This is a genomic window from Capnocytophaga genosp. AHN8471, from assembly GCF_016806945.1.
Taxonomy (GTDB): Bacteria; Bacteroidota; Bacteroidia; order Flavobacteriales; family Flavobacteriaceae; genus Capnocytophaga; species Capnocytophaga periodontitidis.
Genome location: NZ_JAESPJ010000012.1, coordinates 1 through 25,641 on the forward strand (window position 1 = coordinate 1; position 25,641 = coordinate 25,641).

Below are 25,641 nucleotides of genomic sequence, written 5' to 3' on the forward strand. Positions count from 1 at the left end.
TTACTTGGGGGATAGGCAAATCTACATCAAGTATTTTTCTATCTCCTCTCCAAAAGTTTCTTCCATCAATTACAGCATCAATACCACCAGCTATACCACCTGTTATAGCTCCGAAAGCAGCCCCTGTTAATCCATCGTTAATTCCATTTTTTAGTGCTTGTCCAATATTTTGACCTGAGACTAAACTATTACCAAAGCCTCCTACAAATCCAGCACCTAAGCCAGAGGCTGCCCCTATAGCAGCACCATTTATAAAACTCGAAGAAACCGCCACTGAGGTACTCATAAACCCTCCTGCAAACGTACCTCCAGCCAATGAAGCACTCACTCCAGAGCCTATACCAGCTCCCACAGCCCCTGCCACAGCTCCTACTGCGAAATAGCCAAGTCCTTTAGCATCAAGACGTGCATCATTTGAAATCCAATTTATCACTCCTCCTACGACAGCACCTATGATTAAATGCCAAAACTCCCCATTCTCATCCACATACACCAGCGGGTTATTCAAACAATACCCATACCTATTAAAGTTTTGGGTGTTAAAAGGGTCTTGGATATAGTTGTCGGGCATTAGAAACCTATGCAAAGCAGGGTCGTACAAACGCCCATTCATATGAATAAGCCCTACGCTTGAGAGGTGTTCGTGTCCTGTATAACCGCGGTCAAGTAGTAAGTTTTCTAACTTATTGCCATTGCCGTCAGTGATGCTTAGCACCTTGCCCCAAGCATCAAAATGGCGGGCTTCTACGAGCTTGCCGTTAAGGTCGGTGATGGCTATAATACTATCAAGCTGATCGCGGTGTAGGAATAATAATTTGCCTTCTTCACCATTGCTGCTGTATACCGCAGGAGCACTATACGGGTCGCCACCGAGATAAAAGACAAAGTCAATACTTCCTTTTGTTTTATCCTCTTTAATTTCTACACTGCCATCGGCACTGTAATGTTTATGAATAGGGCGTTTTTCCTTTTCAGCTTCAGCATTACCGTAATAGCAATGTGAACGCTCGCCAAAGGCATTGTACTTAATTTTATTTTTCTTCTATAAACTGAGAAGGCACTATTTTATCTAAACAATTATTCACAAAGTACTCCCATTCATACACTTCTATTTCTCCACCAAAAGTACTAATAACACATAGTTTACTTTTCTTTATAGCTGTAAAATATCCATAAACTCCTCCCATATAGAAAAGCATATCAAACTTCTTATCAAAAAGAAATTTAGCTAACTCATTTTCTGGAAGAGATGATTTATATGCTCTTGAGTTTGAAATAAATCTCACATCTCCTGTCGCAACTAACTCACCTTTACTATCAGTAATATAAGTACGAGTATATAAGTAACTTTTCCTTTTCTTAAAAAGTCCTTGAGGTTTTATGTTATAATAGTTAGGCATTAAGTAGCAGACAAAAGAACCGTCTAAATACTCCTCTTTATAAGCCTTATAGTTTGGCACTCTAAATAAAATATTATACAATCCAAATATATGAAATTGCTTGAGTTCTTCGGTTTCATTTACTATCTTAGCTTTTCTCACAAGATACTCTATTCTATCCTCTAACTCTTTCAGTTCTCCCTTGATATGCAACCTATCAATCATATTGATAGTATCTTGAGAGTACAAAAAGCACCAAGAAGAATTCAATACTATAATAATAAATAGCCTCCTCATTATCATTATCTTGATATATAAAAAATATTATAGGAATTTGTGATTTGAGTAGCATCTATTTTATGAAAACTACCGCCATTAGCTGGGTTCATAACATAATAGAATGTTTTTTGTATAACACTTCCATTAAGCTTTATAATTGTTTTTTGAACAATACGTTGCATAATCACACTATGTCCAACACTTTGTCCCATATTCATATTAATAGCTACCCTTGCTCCTCCTTGCATTTTAGATAATACTGTTGGTAAAGATATAAGTTTAAAATGTTCTCCTGCTACAGTATGTCCAGAAGCATTTGCATAAGCACCCCAAAGTCCCACATCATCTAAAGGAACTATATTAGGGTCACTTCCGAAATTAACTAAATCTCTTATTTGTTCCTGAGTCATATTTCCTCCAAAAGACTTGTCTACAGCTTCTGCACTGGCTGGTAAACAATTATTATCACCTACTTGTCCAACTTTAGGAATATTTTGTTGAGCTAATATGTTTTTTTGCACAGTAGCTCCATCCCAAAAACGTCTTCCGTCAATAGCGGCATCTATACCTCCTGAGAGACCTCCTATAACACCTCCCATTGCCATTCCTATCAATCCATTAGTTATACCACTACCAAAAGCTTGTCCGATATTTTGCCCTCCTACCAATCCATTACCAAAGCCTCCTACAAATCCAGCACCTAAGCCAGAGGCTGCCCCTATAGCAGCACCATTTATAAAACTCGAAGAAACCGCCACTGAGGTACTCATAAACCCTCCTGCAAACGTACCTCCAGCTAATGAAGCACTCACTCCAGAACCTATACCAGCCCCTACAGCCCCTGCCACAGCTCCTACTGCGAAATAGCCAAGTCCTTTAGCATCAAGACGTGCACCATTTGAAATCCAATTTATCACTCCTCCTACGACAGCGCCTATGACTAAATGCCAAAACTCTCCATTTTGGTCTACATATACCAGTGGGTTATTCAAACAATATCCATACCTATTAAAGTTCTGGGTATTAAAAGGGTCTTGTACATAGTTATCGGGTTGTAAGAAACGGTGTAGTGCTGGGTCGTACAAACGAGCATTCATATTGATAAGCCCTACGGTTTGCAGGCGTTCGTGTCCCGTAAAACCACGGTCAAGTAGTAAGTTTTCTAACTTATTGCCATTGCCGTCAGTAATGCTTAGCACCTTGCCCCAAGCATCAAAATGCCTTGCTTCTACGAGTTTGCCATTAAGGTCGGTAATAGCGACAATACTCCCTAATTGGTCTCTATGCAAAAAGAGTAGTTTTCCTTCTTCTCCATTGCTGCTGTATACCGCAGGAGCTGAATATGGGTCGCCACCGAGGTAAAATAGAAAGTCAATACTGCCCTTTGTTTTATCCTCTTTGATTTCTACACTGCCATCGGCACTGTAATGCTTATGAATAGGGCGTTTTTCTTTCTCAGCTTCCGCATTGCCATAAAAACTATGGGCACGATTGCCAAAGGCGTTGTATAAGTAGGTGATACGCTCTTTGTCCTTTACGTATAGCTGTTCAGGACTTATTTTTCAATATTTTAATGTACTTAAATCACGATGCAAGGTTACAAAATATTTTTCAAAAAGATAGTCTTTATATCCATAATCTATTAGTAGCTTGAGTTAACTATTACGAAAATAATAATATGTCTTGCTGTATCGGAGTTAATTGATTTCTGTTGATGTATATAATTGTTCTAACACATATTCACTAGGAAATCCACGTTCCTTTAGCCATTTGATCTCTTCTGTGTTGTTAAGAATTTCTTTTGCTAAATTTTGATATTCCTGCCCAATTGCCATATAGTATGCCCATTTGTAAAGTTTTCTCTTAGGCTCTAAAATATGGGCTTTCTCTTGGAATACTATTGCTTGAGTAGTGTCATTTAGTCCAAAGAACCACTCAGCAATGAAGAGCCTTTTTCCTACAAAGAAAAGATACTCGGCTGATACTGCAAATTTAGGATTTGCTTCGGTAAACCACTTTCGCAATAGGCAGCTCATAGGCTCTGTGGACTGTATCGGGTACTCCTCTTCTACTAAGATGTTATGCAAAAAGTAGAGAGCCCTGATATGTAACTGCATATCATTAGGATAGCGTTCTAAAAACTCCTCAACTGTGCTGATCTTTTCAGTCCAGCTGATAGGTTTATGAAATCCAAAGTCTTTTTCTATTTCTGAAAACCAATCTCTCCAATTCATCATTTATAAATTACAGGCGTTTTCTATCATTCTCATTCTCTCTGGGTCGGACATATCCCAATACCACCACTTGTAAGGAGTGTTTTTCTCTTTAAGATAGCGCCTTTGATAAGCAATTTTAAATAGATGCAAGAATAAGATAAGAACTTTATCTAATTCCTCCTCAGGAAGGTGAATTATCTTTATCAAGTTATGGTATTCTTTTCCTCCTTTTCTCAATAATACACAAGGGGTAAAAGTTGTTCGTAACTTACTATTTACAATAGAATTAGAAATATCTTCCTCTTCAGGTTTTGATTGTATTATAAGCGAGGAAAGTTCTCTGAGATATTCTCTTTTCTGATCTACGTTGAACTTACAGAAGTATGTTGTAATTTCTTTTTCTTCAACAAGCCCTTGAGCATATTTGTTTAGCCGTATTTCTTCAGTGTTTATCATCTTAATTAGGATATATTTTTATATAAGGTTTAGATCTATTTATATTACCATCGAAAATATCTATTTTTCTCGGAGTATTATCAATAAAAGATTTAGCTCCTGGAATAGAATTTTTAATTTTACTCCATTCTTTACTATTAAGTCCCTTTTCTATTACATAATCCCAATCAGAATAAGGCCCAGCTTTTCCAGCAGCTCTACTCCCAACAACTGTAATAGGTCTTCCTATACGATTTGCTGCATTTTGAATCCGTAATAATTCAGCATTAGACAATTTTACACTAGTATTTGTCTCTATCCTTATAGTTTTAATACCATTTTCTAAGGTTTTGACTGGGATAAGCTTCGTTTCTCCCTCTATTACATTAGAATGTTGAATTTGACTTTTTAAGCTAAGTTCTATTTTTGAATTTTCAGGTTCTATACTTAAAGGTTTAATTCCTTTCGAAGAAGTCTCTAATGGTGAAATAGATTGTCTTATAGGATTGCCTGTCCATACATTATTTCCAGACTTGTAGGCGGCAAATCCTCCACCAGCACCTCCTATAACAGCACCTCCTATACCACCATACAAAGCACCTTTTCCTGCTCCTCCCAAAAAATCTCCATCACCACCAGGCAGTCCACTCATAAATCCTCCAGAAATAAATCCTGAGGCTATTCCTCCTGAGACCCCAGCAATAGCTCCCCCCATAATTCCTCCTGAAATTCCAACAGCAGCTAATTCGGCTGCAACAGCTTCTCCTACGGCAATTCCAACTCCTGCAGAAGCTACTCCTATAATAGCACCTCCTGTAATACCCATCCAAGTATCTGCATTGCTATAATTCCATTTAAACGGATTGTATGTGCCATTAGCTTGCGCTCCTCCTATATAAGCACCTATTACCGCAGCAACTAAAAATATCCATTCCCCATCCTGATCTACATATACCAACGGATTATTCAAACAATACCCATATCGATTAAAGTTCTGCGTGTTAAAAGGGTCTTGTACGTAGTTGTCAGGTTGTAAGAAACGGTGTAGCGCTGGGTCGTACAACCGTCCGTTCATATGTATAAGTCCTACCGTTTGTAGGTGTTCGTGTCCTGTAAAACCTCGGTCTAATAGGGTAAGTTTGTCTAGGGTGTTACCTGCAGCATCTTCTACTTTTATGGGTTGTCCCCAAGGGTCAAAATGGCGTCTTTCAGCGATGTTGCCGTTCTCATCGGTGAGCATTACTATAGAACCCAAGTAATCTCTATGTAAGTAATAGAGTTTTTGCGTTTCACCGTCCGAAATGAGTATTGCAGGGGCACTATAGGCATCACCGCCTAAGTAAAGTATAAACTTGGTGCTGTTATCGGTTTTGTTACATACTATCTCTACACTACCGTCGTGGCTGTAGTGTTTTAGCATTGGGCGTTTGGCTTTTTCTACTTCGACATTACCATAATAACAGTGTGAACGTTCACCAAAGGCATTGTATTCATAGCTTATTCGCTCTTTGTCCTTTACATATATCTGCTCAGGAGCTTTAAAAGCATTATACCTTACAATAGGCAAAGGGTGTTTTTCTAAATGAGTATCGCCTGCTTCGTTGGTGATAGGTTACAAAATCATCTCACTAAAAAAAAGATATTGCTTAATAGTTTCATCTTTTACATTAAGTACAAGGATAAAATAAGCATTATCCTTTTTATATTCTAAAATGTATTTAATAGCTCTTTTAGCACTTCTCAAAGCATAATCAGCATCAGACTCATTTTTTTTCTTTCGCAACTCCAATTGTCATAATTATGTTCAAAATAATTATTTTTATACTCTACTACATCCCCTCCAAAAACTGTAATTTTTAGTTTTAGGCATTCTTCTAAAATCTCTAAGGCATCATTTTTTGAAAAAGATTTTTGTATTGTTCCATATACTGGAGTTCCTCTTTTTAGTAGTGCTATTAATTTATCTGTTAATTCCATATTATTTAACGTGAGTTCGACGTAAGTAATTGTTTAACAATCAGCAAAATATTTTAAATCTCCCACGAATTTCACGAATTTTCACGAAATTGAGACTGTATAAAACTCTTTACTTTATATTATCTCACGAATTTTCACCTGACGGTGAATTATTTTGTGAATATATTATGTTACAAAGCTGTAAATCAATATTCTGTTATATCGAACTGACGTTAATTATTATGACCATCAAAAACAGAACAACTGTATATAATTATCACAAATAAGCTATAAATAATTTTTTTTTTTACCATAATGTAAATCCATTTCGTGTTTTGAATTGATAATAATCATCTCATCAGGAAGAGATATATTACCAATCAGGAGAATATATTAACCAATCCTTAGGTATTATTTTTTTCTTATACACAATAGTATCCTTATTAAAAATTCCTTCTCCTATGGTAACTAACAAAGTATCTTCTATATTTATACTTTTTTCTTTTAACAGAAAACGACCTACTTGAGAATTTCTTGCTATAAAATTCATATAAATTTTCCCATTTTTTAGCTCGAATTTTCCCATTAGAGCCCTTCTGGGGTCTATTGTTGTTATGTCAGTAGAATCAACATAAAAAAAACAACCAACTTTTCCATCTTTATAAAACTTAATAGCTTTTTTATATTTATTTGAGCAATCTTTATAAAGAACTGTAGTATCTATTTTACTATAAACCGAGTTAAATTCTAAAGGTTTAATAATGTTTCTTTTTTTTAATCTAACCATTCCGTATTCATTCCTAAAATAGCATTGTATATTGAACAGAATAAATAACATTAATATTATCTTTCTTACCATGATGTAAAAGGATTATAAGTTCTGTACTGATAAAAGGTTTCCAATTCTGTATAAAAACTATTGTTGATTGTATTTTGCATTGATAGGAGTTAACCTTATACTCTTTTCGCACTCATCTTCATACCTAAAATAGAGAACTCCATCACACACAGCTGTAAGGATTTTCTTTGTTCTTATTCCTCCTTGCGGGTATTTTACATAGGTATTCAATACTAAAAACTCATCCTCTAAATAAAATCTTCCTCTTTGAGTTCTATTAGGAACACTCTTCCAGCCATAAAAATAATAAATCTTTCCTGTAGAAGAAAACTTACAAGAGATAGAGTTATAACCTGTTTGCAGATACTCAATTTTATAATATTGAGTAGTATCTATCAATGAAAAAATATTTTCTGTAATGATCATATCATTACAATTTTTATATCTACTTCTATTCATCATTTGGCAAGAAAAAGTATTTGCCAATACTGAGACGAAAAATAATATATAGAAAACTTTTCTTACCATGATGTAAAAGGATTATAAGTTCTATACTGATAAAAAGAATCCCATTTCCAAGATTGATTTTCAAAACCTCTGTCTTTTATCAAACCGTGAATAACCACATCTTGAATAGCATGTCTTACTTTTTCGCTATTAGCTCCTACTCGGAAACCACCATATCCCAAAGTTAAAGCCCCCAAACGATGCTTTACCCCCATTTCATTAACATATCCTCTTTTATAATTAGCTCCATAGCAGTCTACTGTATTTACAATAGGATTTTCATATTTCCCTCTAGAATTAATGATTTTGACTTCTTTTTCTTGATCTTTCCTGTTTCTTCTACCAGTAAAAAGATTAAATCCAGCAGTAAAATCTCCTATTCCAATATTTAAGGCTGCTGTTCTATAACTATCGTTTCTATCCCCTAATCCTAAATGTTTAATTCCTGCTCCCCCATCATTTTCATACATCATTCTAAAATCCCCACTATGAAGTCCTATAACCCCTGTTCTTTGCTCAAAATCACCTTTCCAGATGTTTGTTCCAAGAGACAAACCTAATTTACCATCATCCCAAGAAGCCATAGCAGAATAGCGTGTTTCAAAATTGTTCTTCCAGAATCGATTGTAATTAACATACCCCATAAGTCCTACGCCTCCCGAAATAGAAAAATTTCCACTTTGATAACTAGCACCTAAGTTAACCCCCATTCCTCCAGCGTTACCAAAAGCAATAGCTAAAGAGAGACCTACACTAAAATCACCTATAGATACATTGTAGCTTGGCATAAGGACAGAAGAAGCCCCTGTGATAAAGCCATTTAAGACACTCTCTCCCGATAGTGAAGTTGCCACTGAAGAACCACCAATAGCACCCATAACAGCTCCTCCTAAGGTTGACCAAGCAAATTTTTCCCACGACCAATTATCGTGCATAGCTGCGCTAGTAGCATAGCTTGTTGCTCCTATGATAGCACCAACAATAACAGCTGCCCAAATGATTTCTCCATTGGGGTCTGTATATTTTAGCGGATTATTCAAACAATACCCATACCTATTAAAATTCTGAGTGTTGAATGGGTCTTGAATATAGTTATCAGGCATTAGAAACCTATGCAAAGCAGGGTCGTAGAGACGTCCGTTCATATGTATTAAGCCTACACTTGCGAGGTGCTCGTGCCCTGTATAGCCGCGATCTAACAATAAATTTTCTAACTTGTTGCCGTTGCCGTCAGTGATGCTTAGCACCTTGCCCCAAGCATCAAAATGGCGGGCTTCTACGAGCTTGCCATTAAGGTCGGTGATGGCTACAATACTGCCTAACTGATCGCGGTGTAGGAATAATAATTTGCCCTCTTCACCATTATTAGAAGTATATACCGCAGGAGCTGAATACGGGTCGCCACCGAGGTAAAATAGAAAGTCAATACTTCCTTTTGTTTTATCCTCTTTGATTTCTACACTGCCATCGGTACTGTAATGTTTATGGGTTGGGCGTTTCTCTTTTTCAACTTCCGCATTGCCATAAAAGCTATGGGCACGACTACCAAAGGCATTGTACAAATAGGTGATACGCTCTTTGTCCTTTACGTATATTTGCTCAGGACTTTTGAGCATATTGTAACGTATCACGGGCATTGGTGCCTCTTTATAAAAAGCTTCGCCTGTAGAGTTCAATACTAATTTTTCTTGGTCATAACCCTTAGCAGGATATTTATAAGTACCCAAAAGACTATTTTCAGTAATGCGCCCACGCTCATCATAGCTATGGGTTTGTGCTGGGGTGTTGGCATCGCCCCAAGCGGTCAGGCGGTCTAAGTTATCATAGCTAAAATCCTCTTGTTTACCCCAAAAGCTGTATTGACGGCTATCTAATAGTCCTTTTTGAGGGTTAAACTGCCACGTAAGTGCTCCAATTGCCTTGTCTTCATTTTGCAAGAGCTGACTTACAGGAAAGCCTTTGTCGTAGGTATACGTCTCTTTTACATTGCCTTTATGACTTACAAGGGGTTGTCCGTAGGGGTTTTCACTGCTGAGTTTCCAAAGGGTTACACCCTTGTCGTCCTTCATTTCCACGAGTTCACCATTTTGATAGCGGTATTGCACCATTGCACTCGCGCGTTTGCCTGCTGCCTCTGCGGTGGTCATTTCCTTTTGTACCCGACCGAAAAGGTCATAAGTATAGGCTTGGGTATACTTTGCCCAAGGGTTGGTCTCGCTGCTGGTAAGTAGCTGGCGGTTGTGGTCATAAGTATAGGTGTAATGATCGCTATTGCCGTCCTGGTTCTCATTGTCTATTTGGGTCAGGAGCTTTTCGGCATTATAGGTATAGCGGATGAGCATATCGGTATGGTCGCCTACTAAGTGCTTGCTCTTCAAGCGGTCGCTGTTGGGCTCGTAGGTAAGCGTAGTTTTACCCTTAGGGGTAGTCTCCTCAGTAAGACGCCCCCAGCTGTCGTAAGCGTAGCGATAAACACCTGCGGCAGGGTCGGTAAGGCTTGTTTTGCGACCCCAGCCGTCTTGGGTTATTTTCTGTTCGACCCCCTCGTAGTTAGCAGTTTTGAGTGCACCATTGCCAAAGTAGGTGTACTTAATCGTGCCTCCTGGGTCGCTTTGGCTTATGGTTTTTCCGATAGCATTTTGGGTAGTGGTGATTTGTTTAGAGCCATCGTCTACAGTGGTCTTTAAACCGTCGTAAGAGGTGCGAATGGTCTTGCCGTGAGCGGTAGTTACTTGCACAGGACGCCCATAGCGGTCGTACTCAGTGCGTGTCCAGCCCTGTGGACTGCCACCAGCAGCAAAAGGTTCACTTTTACCTATGGTTCTTCCTAAGGCGTCATACTCATAGCGCACAGCAGTAGCTCCCAAGGCAGTAGACGCTTCACTTTCCAAAAGCCAACCGAGTGCGTTGTAGGTTTCACTTGTATAGCTGTCGTCATCACTATCCGAGCGGATGTTGTATTTGCTGCCATTCGCTTCATAAGTAGTGTGCAGGCTTTTATCTAAGTAATCAGTTACCTTTATAGGGCGATTCCAGATATCATATTGGTAGGAGGTAGACTGCCCCCAAGGGTTTGTTTCTTTATGAAGATTACCGCGCTCATCGTAGGTAAAAGTTGTTTTTAAGCCTTCAAAATCGGTATGGGTAGCAACGAAACGGTGGGTAGGGTCGTAGGTGTATTGCTCACTGCGCTTTTGTCCGTCTTCAGCAATAGTTTCCTTTTGGGTTATATTGCCATAGGGGTCATAACTAAATTTTTCGGTGTGCTCGCCTGTGCCGTTGCCTTTTGTTTTGGCAGTGCTGATTAACCCATTCTCATAAGTATAGCTTTCCTCAGCCGTAAAAGTATCACCGTCCAAAGTGCTTGCTGTGCGTTTATGGGTGAGCAAGCCCATACGGTAGGGACTGCTTTCTTTTGGGGCGTATTGCAGTTCCTGTACTTGTTTATAGCCATCGGTTTCTGTGGTGATTTGTGTAGGGTTGAGGTCAGCATCATAGGTAAAAGCTTGGGTGGTAGTAACGCCTTTGAGTTTATCCTCAATAACCTGCTTGTCCAACTGGAGTTTAAAGCACTTGTTAGGGGCTTCGGAGTGGGTGTAGATATAGGTGGTTTTGGAAAGAAAATCAAGTGTAGGAATATATGTTGAAGGGTAACTGAGTGTATATTCATTGGCAGGAGCTCCTCTTAATAAAATATCTCTCTCTTGATAAGAATACAATGCTTGAACATTTTGTTTGTTTGCTTCAAACCAATTACTACGACATATTCCCTTAAAACCTAAAAATCCTAATCCATCAGAGTGTGTATAGGCACCATAATAGTTAAAATGTTGTTCGGTGTTTGGGAAATTAAATCCAGAACGCTCTATTTTAGATACTAAATATATAGAAGGCACACTTCCTAATCCTATATAAGGAAATTTATGAGCAAAATGAGCATCCTCATATAGGACTCCGTGATAATGTGTTTCAGGGTCTAATCGACTCTTACCTTCGTTAGATTCCATTTTTCCATAACTAATACTATAAGCTTGTTTATTATTGATAGTACGTAGAAGCATTTCTTCTTTATTATTCTTTTGTGAGTAGAGTGTCTCAACACAGTTGTCAAAAAGTAAAGAAATATCCATAAAAACATTCTTCTTATCTGGATTTGAAAATATCAAATGACCAGAAGACCCTGTTGAGAAATCTATATATCTATCACTTCCTATTCTTTCAAAAAGATCTCCTGTGTTACCAATGTTTTTATATATTTTAAAACCTCTGAAATCCTCTTTTTTATCTCTATTTCCAATACGGAACTCTAATATATCACTTTTTCCATCATTATTAAAGTCAATGGCGATGAGACGAGTGTCTATATACCCATTGCCATCAGGAGATGGGTATACCTCATAAAGGAAAGGTAGACTTATTTCCTTCTTAGTTGTAAACCCCTTCCCTGTTCCATACAAAATATCATAGACTTTGGTAGAAGTAGTTCTAGGTAACATTAAGTCAATTTTTCCATCTCCATTAAAATCACCAATCACAGGAGGTATTGTGTGAGTGAATAGCAGTGTATTTTTATATAAAATCAATGGGTTATGTTCTTCTATAAGCTTTTTGAGTTGATACTGCTCATTAAGTTCATAAACATATATAACCCCCTGTGAAATATGCACTAAATCAGTCTTACCATCACCATTCATATCAATGGCTTGCAAGAGGTCGCCATTCTCATATTGTTTTTCTAATTCTCCTATATGTTTAGTATAGTTATTTTCTTTTCTCCTATCCAAATCTAACCAATTTACTTTAACGCCCCCTTCAATATAGTGCTTGCAACTACAATGCCCTCCATACTCTCCTTCACAATCTGTGCTTAATATCAAAGGCTCTTCTATTGTAAGAATATCTGTAAGTCCATTCCCATCAAAATCTCCCGATAGTACTTTTATTTTAACAGGTACATCTATATCTTCTCTATAGCATCTTTCTTCTGTATAGGTTGGTATTTGAAATTCTTTACTATACTGATAAATAAATGGTGTAATAGAATATTTTGAATATATATCAAAAAGCAATTTATTATCTTTTACTCGTGTAGCTATAAAAGCCTGCCCTTCCATCTGGTAATTAAGATGAGAGAGAATCTGTGCAGGAAATATTTCTTTAAATTCTGGCATAGAAACACCTATGGTAAAAGGAGCTTCTTTATTCCTAAACCCATCAAAAATATATACTTTTTTATAGGCATCAGGACCTTTTGTAGGATACATTATAAAGTCCAAATAACCATCTCCATTGAAATCTAAGGAAACTACTGCTGAATTTAAGTTGCTTACTCCTGTTAATCCCAAACTTCCTTCTGATTTTATCAAACTTAGTCCTTCGTTACCTATATTTGTATATCTTAATTCTATTGGATTTCTTAGTACTCCTCCTACGCGCTCTTGTATATTAATCAATCTATTATAGCCTAAGCTATTGCTGTCGTATTGTAATTCATAGCTTCTATAATGTCCTTTATCAGCATAAGTATCAATAGAGAGTAAAGGTCTTATGTTCTCAAAATATATCCCTGCAACATAAAAGCTAATAGGACGCTTTCGTGGTATAGGATCATAGGTAAAAGAGATTGACCCTCCTTGATAGTTAATGACATCAGGGAGACTCATATTATTTACTTTTACATATTTATAAATAATACTTATTCCTATAGCATTTTCCCAAGAAGATATATTATATTGGAGAGGATCGCTACTTTTCTCCCCCTTCCCATAATACGCCTTACTCCCATCAGGATATAGCACTTCAAAATAACTCGGTCCAAAGATACCATTTCCAAAAGTTCCCTTGGCTATAACCTTCACATTCGAGAAATTCTCTGTCTCATACACTGCTCCATCTGCTCCGTGAGTGCCTTCTTTAAGCAATAAGCGCTGACCATCAAGAGCAAACTGATCCGTTTCAGTGAGATTAACCCCTGTGAGTTGTCCGTTGTGGTAAGGGGTGGAGCCTACACGGCTAATCTTTGAGATACCCGTGATATTCCAGCCATAGCCTGCAATGTCATTACCCGCCTGACTGTTATAGGTAAGCGCAAGATTAGGCTGCACGCCATTGATACCCGCAGGCACTGCAATAGGAATGGTATACACTGCTGCCCCTGTGGCACTCACGTCCAGACTGCTCGGGGTGATGCCTAAGTCAGTCCCCGACACCCCACCAGCGGTTGTTGCACTGCTCACAGGTAGCTGCGTAAGGGTAGGAGGCGTAGGCTCATCACGATGAAAAGAAGTCTTTTTGATGATCTTATAAGGCAGCTCCTGTGCTGTAACAGTTAGGCTGCTTAAGCTGAGTAATATGTAGAGTATGTGTTTCATAGTAATAATAGTAATATAGGTATTGTTATTTTTTTACAATTTTAAAGATTTTCTTGCTACCATCCGAGAATGTAGCCACCATAAAGTAATAGCCTGCTGACCAAGTGGAGATATTGATATGGTAAGGTTCTGTAGGTGGGAGGTTATCAATTTGTTGCATTAACTGTCCGTTGACGGTGAAGATTGCTAAATGCGTAAGCGCTCCATTTTCGCTGTGTTGCCAATAGACTCCTATCTGGTCGGTAGCAGGGTTAGGCACACCATATAGCTGTACTTTTGAGTTATCGCTATTTAAAGATTTGAGATTATCAGGAAGTTCATCAAAAATTTCTTCATCAGTAGCCTCATCGGTTGCATTGAGACACAAGAGCGCACGGCGCTGGTTGCCAGCGCTATCATACTGAAAACAGTACTCTTTTTGAGCGTAGATACTTAAAGTACCAAAAAAGAAGAGGAAATATTTTAACATTGTTTAGTAAGTTTGGTAATAATCGGCACAAAGGTAGGAATAAGAAATGAAAAGTGCAAGAAAATATGGGAAATATTTTTTGCACTTTTATACTTCATTATTAGTTATTAAAAACTAAGTCGAATTCATCAATAATAGTAACAAAAGCAGGAGGTAAATATTCTCTACGTATTTTATCTACTATAACTTGTGACATCTCCTTATAAAAAGCTATTGCTATACCTCCTGTTATGCAAGCAATGGTATCGCTATCACCACCTAATGAAATTGCTAATCGTATAGCGCTATCATAGTCTGTGCTCTCCAAAAAGGCAACAATTGACTGGGGTACTGTACCTTGACAACTTTCGTCAAATGGAAAAGTAGGGCGTATTTCATCAAGGGTAAAATCTAAATCATATCCAAACTTTTGCTCTATATAAGCTTTTATCTCAGCTTTATTTTTACCTGTTCGTGCCAGAAAAATAGCAGCTGCTGTAGCTTGTGCTCCTTTGATACCCTCTGGGTGATTGTGTGTTACTACTGCTGTTTTTTCTGCTTTTTTAAGTACTTTATCTAAATCATTATAAGCAAAACCCACCGCACTTACACGCATTGCCGAACCGTTCCCCCAACTATTGTAGGGTGGTGCGGGGGTATCGTGTGCTAACCACTTAAAAAAACTTGTTCCATAACCTCTATTTGGATAACGCTTACCATAGTCTAATATTGTTTGAGCAAAATCCTTATTGTGAAGGATCGCATCGGCTATGGCAATAGTCATTACTGTATCATCCGTAAAGGTTGTTTCTCTTTTAAATAGTGGAAAATCAGTAGTTCGTGTGTTATTAAATTCGTATACTGAACCGATCACATCTCCTGCTATTGCTCCTAAGATCGTCTGTTTCATAACTAATAATCAATTAGTTGATTATGGTATTACTCAATGGTTTGCATTTCTACTAATCGTTTGTACATACCATTTTTTTGTATTAGTTCGCTGTGGGTACCTTGTTCTACGATACGTCCTTTTTGCATCACGACAATCAAGTCGGCATTTTGTATAGTGGAAAGGCGGTGAGCAATAACTATAGAGGTACGGTGTTTCATCATATTCTCTAAAGCGTTTTGCACCAATCGTTCGCTTTCGGTATCGAGTGCTGAAGTAGCTTCGTCGAGTACCATTATAGGGGGATTTTTCAGTACGGCACGGGCAATACTCAAGCGCTGTTTTTGACCTCCACTGAGCTTGCTACCTGCATCACCTATATTAGTTTCAAAACCTTCAGGCAAGTCGTTTATAAACTCATAGGCGTTGGCGATTTTGGCTGCTGTTATAAGTTCCTCATCGGTAGCATCGGGTTTACCTATCAGTAGGTTGTTCTTTATGGTATCATTGAAGAGTATAGAGTCCTGCGACACTACCCCTATAAGTTTGCGCAAGGAAGTGGTTTGCATATCTTTTACATCCACTCCATCGATGAGGATTGCACCTTCGTTTACATCGTAAAAACGAGTGATTAGGTTAGCAATAGTACTTTTTCCACTCCCTGATTGCCCTACTAAAGCTACTGTTTTTCCTTTAGGCACTTCTAACGAAAAATGGGAGAGCACGGGTTGTTCAGCATAAGCAAAAGTAACCTCTTTTAAGGTGATAGCTGTAGTAAAATTTTTTATCACCACAGCGTTTTCACGTTCTTTGATGGGGTTTTCGTAATCGAGTATTTCCAAGATACGCTCGGCAGCAGCATTTCCGCGGCGCATATCGTAAGAAGCTTTGCTGATAGCTTTAGCAGGTGTGAGGATATTGTAAGCTAAGCCCATAAAAGCGATGAACTGAGTTCCCTCTAAAGTTTTGTCGACCAACACCAGAGAACCACCGAACCACAACAATATAGCAATCATCAAGATACCGAGGAACTCACTCATAGGGGATCCTAAGTTTTGTCTATTCATTACCTTGTTGCTTAATCGGTTAAAGGTTTGGCTAGAGTCGGCAAATCGCTTGGAGAATATACTTTCGGCATTGAATGCTTTGATGACACGCAATCCGCCTATAGTTTCTTCTATGAGAGAAAGAAATCGCCCTTGTTCTTGTTGTACTGCTATAGAGTTCTTTTTAAGAGATTTACCTATTTTAGAAATGATAGCTGCTGCAATAGGGATAAATATAAAAGTAAACAGAGTGAGTTTTACGCTGATGCCTAACATTACTAAAATAGAAAATATGATGGTAAGAGGCTCACGTATAAACGATTCTAATGCTGAAAGCATAGAGTTTTGTACTTCGTTTACATCGCCTATCATACGGGACATTATATCACCCTTGCGTTGATCGGAAAAGAAAGCTATTGGCTGATTGACTACTTTTTTATACAGATTATTGCGCAAATCTTTAAGTACCCCATTACGAAGATAGGTAATAAAAAAAGAAGCTAAATAACTGAATAAATTTTTTAGTAAGAAAAGAGAAAGCACCAAAGCAATCACAATTGCTAATGCCCAAATGGTATTCTCGCCTGCTAACGCACCTACTTTATAGTTCAAATAGGCTTTGCCATAACTACCCAGATCTAATAGATTTCCTGAATAGACAGGTTCTTGTAATATAGGTTGCGTTTTGCCAAAAAGGACATCGAGCATAGGAATCAGTGCGACAAACGATAAGGCGCTGAAAAGTGAGTAGAGTATATTAAAAAATATATTCAGAAACGCCTGTTGTTTATAGGGCAATAGGTAAGGGATAAATCTCTTGAGTTTCATTCTTATTTTTTGTATTTTTTAACGGTTTCGTCCCTTCTTAACTTTTGATTATCAGTATATACAAATTCAGGAACGAAATAGATTTGGCGAGGTACTTCGTACTTTAGCATATCTTTATCCATATAGATATCGTGAGCTAAAGTAGGGTAATCTTTTTCATCGCCTTGTACGTATAATACAGCGCGCTGTCCTAATTCATCATCAGGTTCTTTGGTAATAAAGTAATCTCCTTTGATATACTTTTTGATTTTGCGTTCTACACTTTCAGGAAAGACCTTAAAACCGCCAGAGTTGATGATATTGTCGAAACGTCCTAACCACTCAAACTCATTGTGAGAGATAAGGTTTACCATATCGTTTGTAACTACAGGGTGATCGGCAATTAAAGGAGCATTGATTACTAAGCAATGGCGGTCGTCTTGGGTGAAAATCACATTAGGCATTGCCTTGTAAGTAGTTTCGTGTTGCTCGGTGTGATTTACCTTACGCATCGCAATATGCGAAATGGTTTCGGTCATTCCGTAAGAAGAGTATACTTCGGTAGAAATATTCTGTAATTTAGCTTCTAACTCACCATCAATAGAAGCTCCGCCTAAAATTAGTTTTTTTACACGAGGTAAATCGGTAAGAGATTTTGCTGCTTGTAAAGGAATCATTGCACAGAAATCGTAATTTTTATTGGTGAGCGATAGCGGCATAGATGAAGGTCTGATAATATCGAGGTGCAAGCCCAGAACAATTGCACGAATGAGCATCATTTTTCCTGCGATAAAATCGGCTGGCAGACACAACAGAGCACGGTCTTTGGGTGAAAGGTTTAGATATTCACCTGTAGCCAAAGCAGAGTTTACCATTCCTTGTTTTTTAAGTTGAATTTGTTTAGGGATACCTGTTGATCCTGAGGTTGTAGCTTCGATATAATCTTTATTATCAAGCCAATCCAAAAGAAATCTTCCTACCGCTTTACGGTAAGGCAAGCCATCCTTTACATAGGCTACTGCTAAAATGATTAAGCGTTCTCTATCAATAGGGAAACCGTTGATTCTAAAATCTTTATGTACAAATTTGTAATCTATTTCTTCCATATAAAATAATATTATTGTTTAGATAGCAATTGCAAAACTACAATTTTTAAACGAAATAGACAAAATTAAATACAAATATTAGATTTTTTCTACTTGAAGCTACAATGAAAAAAGTTACCCTTGATATCAAACCTCTCAATTCTGGAAAATTATATTGATTTAGAAAAAATTACTAATTCATAGATAGCAAATAGAAAAATCACCTTAGTATTTCTTTTTATTTTTTAGCTGTATTTGAGCATTTTACAAAAAAACAGCAAAAATATTTTCTCTAATGTTCAGTTTTATATCAAAAAAATTCTTAATTTTACCGCATCAAATTCAAATATTATGTATCAATTAGACCGCATAGATTTAAAAATCTTAGATGAACTACAAAAAGATAGCAAACAATCGGTTAAAAGTCTATCTGAAAAAGTAGGTTTATCAATTACTCCTGTTCACGAACGTATTAAACGGATGGAAAATACAGGTGTTATTCAAAAATATGTTGCTGTTGCTGACCCTAAAGCCCTTGGGAAAAGGCTGATAGCTTACTGCCAAGTAAAACTTTTGAGACACAGCGGACAACTATTTGAAGAATTTGAGAAATACATTAGTAATCTTGACGAAGTGCTTGAAGCCTCGTATATGGCAGGTAGTTACGATTTCCTCCTGAAAGTTATACTCAACGATATGGAAGATTATCAGAAATTTGTTGTACAGAAACTTTCTAAAATGGAAATTATTTCTAATATTCAAAGTTCTTTCATAATTCAACAAATCAAAAATACCTCTTGGATTAAAAGTATAAACGAAGAAGAAACTGAATAAAATCAATCTAAAAAATGCACATAGCCATTGCAGGAAATATAGGTGCAGGCAAAACGACACTTACCTCCCTATTAGCTAAACACTACCAATGGGAAGCCCACTTTGAAGATGTGGTAGACAACCCTTATTTAGACGACTTTTATCACCAAATGGAGCGCTGGAGTTTTAATTTACAAATATACTTTCTAAACAGTCGCTTCCGACAGATTTTGGATTTTAGAGAAAAGGGCAACGATATTATTCAGGATCGTACTATCTACGAAGATGCTCATATTTTTGCTCCTAACTTACACGAAATGGGGCTGATGAGTTCTCGTGATTTTGACAATTATAAATCACTGTTCGCTCTAATGGAACGCTTAGTTCTCCCTCCAGATCTACTGATTTACCTCAGAAGTTCAGTACCGAATTTGGTAAATCAAATACAAAAACGCGGTCGGGATTACGAAAATACAATCTCAATAGACTATCTAAACCGCCTCAACCAACGATATGAACAGTGGATAAAGGGCTATGATAAAGGGAAACTACTGATTATAGAAGTAGACAATATTGATTTTGTAAACAACCCTGAAGATTTAGGTGATATTATCAATAAAATAGATGGACTTCTTTATGGATTGTTTTAAAATTAAAAAGAGACACCCACTATATCTATAGTGAGTGTCTTTTTTTCTTTTATATTTTATTTGTTATTAAAAGAATTTGTTTACGTGGAAAGCTACCAACCCATCGATTGGTTTTCTAAGTACAGTTCCTAATTTAAGATTGTTTTCAGCTAATACTTCTTCCAAGATATCTTGGAGGAAGAAAGCGATACTACCCACGAAGTTGATAGGCACTTCGTAGCGATCTTCATACTGAGAAATCCAGTGGTCTACAAATAGTTGCATACCTTTTCTCACCATATCGCGGCAATATTCGTGATTTTTGTTTTCAACCACAAATTTTGCAAAAGTAGCCAAGTAACTATTAGGGTTAGGCATTTTGTACAAGTGGTTTTTAATCACATCAGAGCCCAATTCATATTGGTTTTCAAATTTTTGCACGAGGTCAGCAGGCATTTTCTTGAAGTAATAGTCGATAATCAAGCGTTTGCCATAGAAGTTTCCACTTGATTCGTCCATCAAAATATAGCCTAATGAATCTACTGCTTGGTATAATTCTTTACCATTCCAATAAGAACAGTTAGCACCTGTACCTAAGATACATACAATAGCTTTATCGGAGGGGGCTGTAGTAGCAAACACAGCAGCATAAGTATCTTCTTTTACTTCTATTTTAGCGTTTTTGAAGATAGTTGCTAAGCTACGTTCTACAAAGTAACGGATGCGTTCAGTACCACAACCAGCACCATAGAAATAAATTTCGGATACTGAATTTCTGTTTTCAAACAATTGGTAATTGGTGGTAATACGCTCTACGAGAATTTCTTCTGTAAGTACTTCGGGGTTCAACCCTAAAGTTTGCGTAAAAAATATTTTTTCACCTTTGCTGTTTAAGGCAGTCCAATCGGCCTTAGTAGCACCACTGTCTACAATTAAAATCATATCGTTTCGGTTTTTAAATTATTATTATTTTATTAAAAAAAGGTGAGTTTACCCCTAAGTTGGGCAACTCACCTTTTTTAAGAATTACAATTTAGCAACGTGTTGAGCTAAATCTACTAATTTGTTTGAATAACCAGTTTCGTTATCGTACCAAGAAACTACTTTGAAGAAGTTAGCACTCAAGCCGATACCAGCTTTAGCATCGAAAATAGATGTATTTTTGCAACCTACGAAGTCTTGAGAAACAACCAAATCTTCAGTGTATCCAAGGATACCTTTCAATTCACCTTCAGATGCTTTTTTCATAGCAGCGTTGATTTCTTCAAGTGTAGTTGGTTTTTTAGTACGGAAAGTCAAATCAACAACTGAAACATCGGCAGTAGGTACGCGGAAAGCCATACCGGTAAGTTTACCGTTGAGTTCAGGAATTACTTTACCTACAGCTTTAGCAGCACCTGTGGTTGAAGGAATGATGTTGCAAAGAGCTGAACGTCCACCTCTCCAATCTTTTTTAGAAGGGCCGTCCACTGTTAACTGAGTAGCAGTTGTAGCGTGAACTGTAGTCATTAGGGCTTCTTCGATACCGAAGTTATCGTTCAATACTTTAGCGATAGGCGCCAAGCAGTTAGTTGTACAAGAAGCGTTAGACACGATAGTATCAGTAGGTTTTACTGATTTGTGGTTCACACCCATTACAAACATAGGAGCATCGGCTGATGGAGCAGAAATCACTACTTTTTTAGCACCTGCATTGATGTGAGCTTGTGCTTTTTCCAAAGTGGTGAAGATACCAGTACATTCAGCAACTACATCGGCGTGTACTTCGTTCCATTTAAGGTTGTTAGGGTCTTTTTCAGCAGTAATACGCACTTTTTTGCCATCTACTACTAAGTGACCATTTTCTACTTTCACATCACCTTTAAAAGTTCCGTGAACTGAATCGTATTTCAAAAGGTAAGCGATGTAATCTACATCCAAAAGGTCGTTAATACCAACGATTTCTACGTCGGCTCTTTCATAAGCAGCACGGAATACGAGACGACCAATACGTCCGAAACCGTTAATTCCAATTTTTACTGACATAATTCTGTTAAATTTAATTTATTCGTTATTTAATTTTAAGTTTGTTACGTTACTAAGTTGCCATTATTTCGGCTACACGGAGGAGTTCTGTATCTATTTTAGAACTACCTTTGATAGCTTTTTCAAGCGGGGTAAGTTCCATTTTATTGTTACGGATACCCACCATATAGTTAGATTTACCTTCAAGTAGAGATTCTACAGCTTTTACTCCCATACGGCTTGCTAAAACGCGGTCGAAGCAAGAAGGAGCCCCCCCCCGTTGCATGTGGCCTAATACAGATACACGCACATCGTAATCGGGGTGGTGTTGTTCTACGTATTCTTTAAGTTCGAATACGTTTTTACCTATTTTATCGCCTTCGGCAACCACTACCAAGCTAGAAGTTTTACCAGTCATACGACTTTTTTCCAAAGATTCAAGTAGTTTTTTAAGTCCTATATTCTCTTCTGGGATCAAGATCTCTTCAGCTCCTGCTCCTACTCCAGAGTTGAGAGCGATATGCCCTGCATCACGCCCCATTACTTCGATGAAGAACAAGCGGTTGTGAGAGCTTGCTGTATCTCTAATTTTGTCGATAGCCTCAATTACAGTGTTGAGAGCTGTATCATAGCCTAAAGTAAAATCAGTACCATAAATGTCGTTATCGATGGTACCAGGGATTCCCATTACAGGGAAGCCAAATTCTTTGTTGAACAAGAGCGCTCCAGTAAAAGAGCCGTCACCTCCTATTACTACTAAAGAATCTACTCCTGCTGCTTTTAGTTTTTCATAGGCTACTTTGCGCCCTTCAGGAGTTCTAAAGTCTTTAGAGCGGGCAGATTTCAAGATAGTACCCCCTCTGTTGATAATATCGCGAACGCTACGAGCGTTCATTGGTTCGAAATCGCCTTCTATCATTCCCTGATAGCCGCGATATACACCTACCACTTCGATATTGTGGTATGCACAAGTACGTACCACTGAGCGAATGGCGGCGTTCATACCAGGAGCGTCTCCTCCTGATGTTAATACTGCTATTTTCTTTACTGACATTGTCTGTTTTTAATTTTCCGCCTCAAAAGTACGAAATATTTTTGATATGGCAATAATTTTATGTTTTTTTTTTAACTTAAAAAATATAACTATTTATCTTTTTAGGAGTTAGGAAATAGGAAATAGAAATTAGGGATTAGGAGTTATTATATTCTTTTAGTGCTTCGGCTAATATGTGAATTGCTTTTACGATTTTTTCTTTTTCGAGTACATAAGCAATGCGCACTTGGTTACGCCCTAAACCTTTGGTGGCATAAAAACCTTCGGCAGGAGCTAACATTACTGTTTCGTTATTCACTGAGAAATGGTCTAAAAGCCATATACTGAAATCTTCAGCGTTTTCTACAGGTAGTTCTGCGATACAATAGAAAGCGCCTTTAGGCATTGATACGCGTACCCCTTTTACTTTTTGGAGTTCCTCAATAAGCACATTTCTACGTTGGGTGTATTCTTTTAGTACTTCTTCAAAGTAAGTGTCGGGTACATCAAAAGCGCGCTCTGCACCTATTTGAGAATAAGTAGGAGGAGAAAGTCGGGCTTGTGCGAATTTTAAGATAGATTTTATCACCTCTTTATTCTTAGACACGACCCACCCGATACGCGCTCCACACATACTGAACCGTTTAGACACCGAATCTATCATTATAGCATTTTGTTCGATGCCTTCTACTTGCATAATGGAATAATGGGTAGCACCATCGTACACGAACTCGCGGTATACCTCATCGAAAATAAGGAAAATATCGTGTTTTTTGGCTATTGCTGCCAATTGCAAAATTTCCTCTTTAGAATACAAATAACCTGTAGGATTTCCAGGGTTACAAATGAGAAAAGCTTTGGTTTTAGGAGTTATCTTTTTCTCAAATTCTTCTATAGGAGGCAAGGCAAAGTTATCATCAAAAGAAGACGTAATAGGTACACATATAGCATCAAAGGCTTCTGAAAAGCTGATGTAGTTCGCATAATAAGGTTCAGGAATGATAATTTCATCATCGGCATTGGCAACAGTAGCAATTACATAGGTAAGCGCTTCGGAGCCACCATTGGTAATGATGATATCATTGCTATTGACCTTAATATCGTGTTTTTTGTAGTATTCGACCACCTTTTCTCTGAGAGAGTTGATGCCCTCACTTTTGGTATATTCCAATACCTTAGGGGTAAAATCTTTGACTGCCTGAATAGCTATTTCAGGGGTTTTAATATCGGGTTGACCAATATTGAGGTGGTAAATAGTTTTCCCTTCCTTAGCTGCTTTTTCGGCGTAAGGAGTGAGTTTCCTGATAGGAGACTGAGGCAATATTTGCGCTCTATGTGATATTGTAGGCATAAGTTAATTTATCAATTAGTTAATTAGCAAGTTAGCCAATTTATCAATTAACACATTGGCTAATTGACAGATTGGCTAATTATCTTATTTTTTTGCTACTAATTCAGCAATGCGAATAATCACTTCGGTAGCTTTTTCGAGGTTTTCTACGGGTACAAATTCGTATTTACCGTGGAAATTATGTCCGCCTGCAAAGATATTAGGGCAAGGCAATCCCATAAAGCTAAGTTGAGAACCATCGGTACCACCGCGGATAGGTTTGGTTATAGGGGTAATACCTAATTCTTTCATCGCGCGTTCGGCTACTTCTACAATATGCATCACAGGTTTGATTTTTTCACCCATATTGTAATATTGGTCTTTTATTTCGGCTACTGCCACATTAGGGATTTGTTTGTTCAAATCGTCTACAATTTGCTGTACTACGGCTTTGCGTTTATTGAAAAGGTCGCGGTCGTGGTCGCGGATGATAAGCTGAACTACGGTATTTTCTACATCTCCAGAAATATCGGTAATGTGATAGAATCCTTCGCGACCTTCGGTGCGAGCTGGAATTTCGTCGGCTGGTAGTGCATTGATAAACTGAGTAGCTACAAGCATTGAGTTTATCATTTTGTTTTTGGCAGTACCAGGATGCACGTTTTTCCCTTTGAAGTGTATTTTAGCTCCTGCAGCGTTAAAACTTTCGTATTCGAGTTCGCCAATTTGTCCGCCGTCCATTGTATAAGCCCAATCAGCAGCGAATTTTTTGACATCGAATTTATGAGCTCCACGACCTATTTCCTCATCAGGGGTAAAGCCTACACGTATTTTTCCGTGTTTGATTTCGGGGTGTTGCACGAGGTATTCCATAGCGGTTACGATTTCGGCAATACCTGCCTTATCGTCAGCTCCCAAAAGGGTAGTTCCATCAGTTGTGATAATGGTATTGCCTTTGTAGAGCAACAAATCCTCAAAATAAGAAGGTGATAACACTATGTTTTGTTCTTTGTTGAGGACGATATCACCCCCATCGTAATTTTCTACAAATTGTGGATTTACGTTTTCACCAGAGAAGTCAGGAGAGGTATCGAAGTGAGAAATAAAACCAATGGTAGGCACTGGGTAATCTACATTCGATGGTAACGTAGCCATCACGTAGGCATTTTCATCTACAGTTACGTCTTGCAAACCAATGGCTTTCAATTCTTCTACCAATAAGTTTGCCATATTCCATTGTTTTTTGGTACTAGGGGTTGTTTCACTCTCAGGATTAGATTGAGAGTCTATTTTTATGTACTTAATAAAACGGTCTACTAAATTTTTCATTATATATAGTTTTTAGTTTTTCTTGTTTTTTAGGAGTTTATCCCCGTTCCCCCGAAGGGGGACAATTCTCAAAAGTGAGTGTTATATAGGGTTAATTGTTCTAATATTATAGTCAAATAAAAATAGATTGCGAATAAATAAACTTACTTTTAAGGGCGTTTGCAAAAAATTTTATTTATGTGGGTGTTTGCAAAAAGTTTTATTTATACAGGCGTTTGCAGCACATACCCAGCTATCGCTGGCTTTC

Annotated in this window: 21 protein-coding genes; 2 read left to right on the forward strand and 19 right to left on the reverse strand. The window is 37.6% G+C overall.

From position 1 onward, the window contains the following. From JMN12_RS15185 to JMN12_RS06050, 14 genes are all read right to left on the reverse strand, one after another. On the reverse strand, positions 1-715 hold a 715-nt coding region (locus JMN12_RS15185; RefSeq protein ID WP_317193611.1), incomplete at its 3' end, for an RHS repeat-associated core domain-containing protein. Between the two features lie 316 nt (positions 716-1,031). After that, complete coding sequence (locus tag JMN12_RS15190; RefSeq protein WP_238423826.1) at positions 1,032-1,649, reverse strand: hypothetical protein; 618 nt, start codon at positions 1,647-1,649, stop codon at positions 1,032-1,034. 32 nt (positions 1,650-1,681) lie between these two features. Beyond that, on the reverse strand, positions 1,682-2,947 hold the full coding sequence (locus tag JMN12_RS05995) for an RHS repeat domain-containing protein (RefSeq protein ID WP_238423827.1): 1,266 nt from the start codon (positions 2,945-2,947) through the stop codon (positions 1,682-1,684). A gap of 408 nt (positions 2,948-3,355) precedes the next feature. Continuing rightward, positions 3,356-3,895, reverse strand: a complete 540-nt coding sequence (locus tag JMN12_RS06000; protein ID WP_203080643.1) for a hypothetical protein — start codon at positions 3,893-3,895, stop codon at positions 3,356-3,358. Beyond that, complete coding sequence (locus JMN12_RS06005; protein ID WP_203080642.1) at positions 3,896-4,330, reverse strand: DUF5958 family protein; 435 nt, start codon at positions 4,328-4,330, stop codon at positions 3,896-3,898. 1 nt (position 4,331) lies between these two features. Next, on the reverse strand, positions 4,332-5,876 hold the full coding sequence (locus tag JMN12_RS15195) for an RHS repeat-associated core domain-containing protein (protein WP_238423828.1): 1,545 nt from the start codon (positions 5,874-5,876) through the stop codon (positions 4,332-4,334). Between the two features lie 173 nt (positions 5,877-6,049). Next, a complete protein-coding gene (locus tag JMN12_RS15200; RefSeq protein WP_227002972.1) occupies positions 6,050-6,286 on the reverse strand; it encodes an Imm40 family immunity protein in 237 nt (78 codons plus the stop codon). 352 nt (positions 6,287-6,638) lie between these two features. Then, positions 6,639-7,052, reverse strand: a complete 414-nt coding sequence (locus JMN12_RS06020) for a hypothetical protein (RefSeq protein ID WP_203082259.1) — start codon at positions 7,050-7,052, stop codon at positions 6,639-6,641. Positions 7,053-7,181: 129 nt separating this feature from the next. Beyond that, a complete protein-coding gene (locus JMN12_RS06025; RefSeq protein ID WP_203138016.1) occupies positions 7,182-7,529 on the reverse strand; it encodes a hypothetical protein in 348 nt (115 codons plus the stop codon). 95 nt (positions 7,530-7,624) lie between these two features. Then, positions 7,625-13,981, reverse strand: a complete 6,357-nt coding sequence (locus JMN12_RS06030; protein WP_203138018.1) for a polymorphic toxin type 23 domain-containing protein — start codon at positions 13,979-13,981, stop codon at positions 7,625-7,627. Between the two features lie 25 nt (positions 13,982-14,006). Next, positions 14,007-14,450, reverse strand: coding sequence for a T9SS type A sorting domain-containing protein (locus tag JMN12_RS06035; protein ID WP_198475768.1), 444 nt, complete (start codon positions 14,448-14,450; stop codon positions 14,007-14,009). 100 nt (positions 14,451-14,550) lie between these two features. After that, positions 14,551-15,339, reverse strand: coding sequence for an ADP-ribosylglycohydrolase family protein (locus tag JMN12_RS06040; RefSeq protein WP_203084857.1), 789 nt, complete (start codon positions 15,337-15,339; stop codon positions 14,551-14,553). Positions 15,340-15,368: 29 nt separating this feature from the next. Next, positions 15,369-17,192 carry an ABC transporter ATP-binding protein gene (locus tag JMN12_RS06045; RefSeq protein WP_198467627.1) on the reverse strand — a complete coding sequence of 608 codons (1,824 nt, stop codon included), beginning with the start codon at positions 17,190-17,192 and terminating at the stop codon, positions 15,369-15,371. A 2-nt stretch (positions 17,193-17,194) separates the two neighbouring features. Beyond that, entirely contained in the window at positions 17,195-18,277 is a 1,083-nt protein-coding gene (locus tag JMN12_RS06050) for an AMP-binding protein (protein WP_198467626.1), read from the reverse strand. Positions 18,278-18,607: 330 nt separating this feature from the next. On the opposite strand from JMN12_RS06050, the gene JMN12_RS06055 reads away from it, so the two are divergent. Both JMN12_RS06055 and JMN12_RS06060 read left to right on the forward strand, forming a co-directional pair. Further along, positions 18,608-19,090, forward strand: a complete 483-nt coding sequence (locus JMN12_RS06055) for an Lrp/AsnC family transcriptional regulator (protein ID WP_034555180.1) — start codon at positions 18,608-18,610, stop codon at positions 19,088-19,090. A 14-nt stretch (positions 19,091-19,104) separates the two neighbouring features. Then, positions 19,105-19,719, forward strand: a complete 615-nt coding sequence (locus JMN12_RS06060) for a deoxynucleoside kinase (RefSeq protein ID WP_009412373.1) — start codon at positions 19,105-19,107, stop codon at positions 19,717-19,719. Between the two features lie 66 nt (positions 19,720-19,785). Here the strand turns inward: JMN12_RS06060 and JMN12_RS06065 are convergent, their stop codons facing one another. The 5 genes from JMN12_RS06065 to pepT form a co-directional block, all read right to left on the reverse strand. After that, positions 19,786-20,640 carry a hypothetical protein gene (locus tag JMN12_RS06065; RefSeq protein ID WP_009412374.1) on the reverse strand — a complete coding sequence of 285 codons (855 nt, stop codon included), beginning with the start codon at positions 20,638-20,640 and terminating at the stop codon, positions 19,786-19,788. A gap of 84 nt (positions 20,641-20,724) precedes the next feature. Continuing rightward, positions 20,725-21,723 (reverse strand): type I glyceraldehyde-3-phosphate dehydrogenase, encoded by a 999-nt coding sequence (gene gap / locus JMN12_RS06070; protein ID WP_203138021.1) that lies wholly within the window; start codon positions 21,721-21,723, stop codon positions 20,725-20,727. Positions 21,724-21,775: 52 nt separating this feature from the next. Beyond that, a complete protein-coding gene (pfkA, locus tag JMN12_RS06075; protein ID WP_009412376.1) occupies positions 21,776-22,756 on the reverse strand; it encodes a 6-phosphofructokinase in 981 nt (326 codons plus the stop codon). A gap of 136 nt (positions 22,757-22,892) precedes the next feature. Continuing rightward, complete coding sequence (locus JMN12_RS06080) at positions 22,893-24,086, reverse strand: pyridoxal phosphate-dependent aminotransferase (RefSeq protein ID WP_203138022.1); 1,194 nt, start codon at positions 24,084-24,086, stop codon at positions 22,893-22,895. A gap of 84 nt (positions 24,087-24,170) precedes the next feature. Continuing rightward, positions 24,171-25,394, reverse strand: a complete 1,224-nt coding sequence (gene pepT / locus JMN12_RS06085; RefSeq protein WP_009412378.1) for a peptidase T — start codon at positions 25,392-25,394, stop codon at positions 24,171-24,173. Positions 25,395-25,641: the final 247 nt, after the last annotated feature.

Bases quoted from the DNA above. Each gene is read 5' to 3' on its own strand.
- JMN12_RS06035 (WP_198475768.1), bottom strand. From the start codon at position 14,450: ATGTTAAAATATTTCCTCTTCTTTTTTGGTACTTTAAGTATCTACGCT.
- JMN12_RS06025 (WP_203138016.1), bottom strand. From the start codon at position 7,529: ATGATCATTACAGAAAATATTTTTTCATTGATAGATACTACTCAATAT.
- JMN12_RS06050 (WP_198467626.1), bottom strand. From the start codon at position 18,277: ATGGAAGAAATAGATTACAAATTTGTACATAAAGATTTTAGAATCAAC.
- JMN12_RS06065 (WP_009412374.1), bottom strand. From the start codon at position 20,640: ATGATTTTAATTGTAGACAGTGGTGCTACTAAGGCCGATTGGACTGCC.
- gap (WP_203138021.1), bottom strand. From the start codon at position 21,723: ATGTCAGTAAAAATTGGAATTAACGGTTTCGGACGTATTGGTCGTCTC.
- pfkA (WP_009412376.1), bottom strand. From the start codon at position 22,756: ATGTCAGTAAAGAAAATAGCAGTATTAACATCAGGAGGAGACGCTCCT.
- JMN12_RS06030 (WP_203138018.1), bottom strand. From the start codon at position 13,981: ATGAAACACATACTCTACATATTACTCAGCTTAAGCAGCCTAACTGTT.
- pepT (WP_009412378.1), bottom strand. From the start codon at position 25,394: ATGAAAAATTTAGTAGACCGTTTTATTAAGTACATAAAAATAGACTCT.
- JMN12_RS06055 (WP_034555180.1), top strand. From the start codon at position 18,608: ATGTATCAATTAGACCGCATAGATTTAAAAATCTTAGATGAACTACAA.
- JMN12_RS06000 (WP_203080643.1), bottom strand. From the start codon at position 3,895: ATGATGAATTGGAGAGATTGGTTTTCAGAAATAGAAAAAGACTTTGGA.
- JMN12_RS06080 (WP_203138022.1), bottom strand. From the start codon at position 24,086: ATGCCTACAATATCACATAGAGCGCAAATATTGCCTCAGTCTCCTATC.
- JMN12_RS06005 (WP_203080642.1), bottom strand. From the start codon at position 4,330: ATGATAAACACTGAAGAAATACGGCTAAACAAATATGCTCAAGGGCTT.
- JMN12_RS06020 (WP_203082259.1), bottom strand. From the start codon at position 7,052: ATGGTTAGATTAAAAAAAAGAAACATTATTAAACCTTTAGAATTTAAC.
- JMN12_RS15200 (WP_227002972.1), bottom strand. From the start codon at position 6,286: ATGGAATTAACAGATAAATTAATAGCACTACTAAAAAGAGGAACTCCA.
- JMN12_RS06045 (WP_198467627.1), bottom strand. From the start codon at position 17,192: ATGAAACTCAAGAGATTTATCCCTTACCTATTGCCCTATAAACAACAG.
- JMN12_RS06060 (WP_009412373.1), top strand. From the start codon at position 19,105: ATGCACATAGCCATTGCAGGAAATATAGGTGCAGGCAAAACGACACTT.
- JMN12_RS06040 (WP_203084857.1), bottom strand. From the start codon at position 15,339: ATGAAACAGACGATCTTAGGAGCAATAGCAGGAGATGTGATCGGTTCA.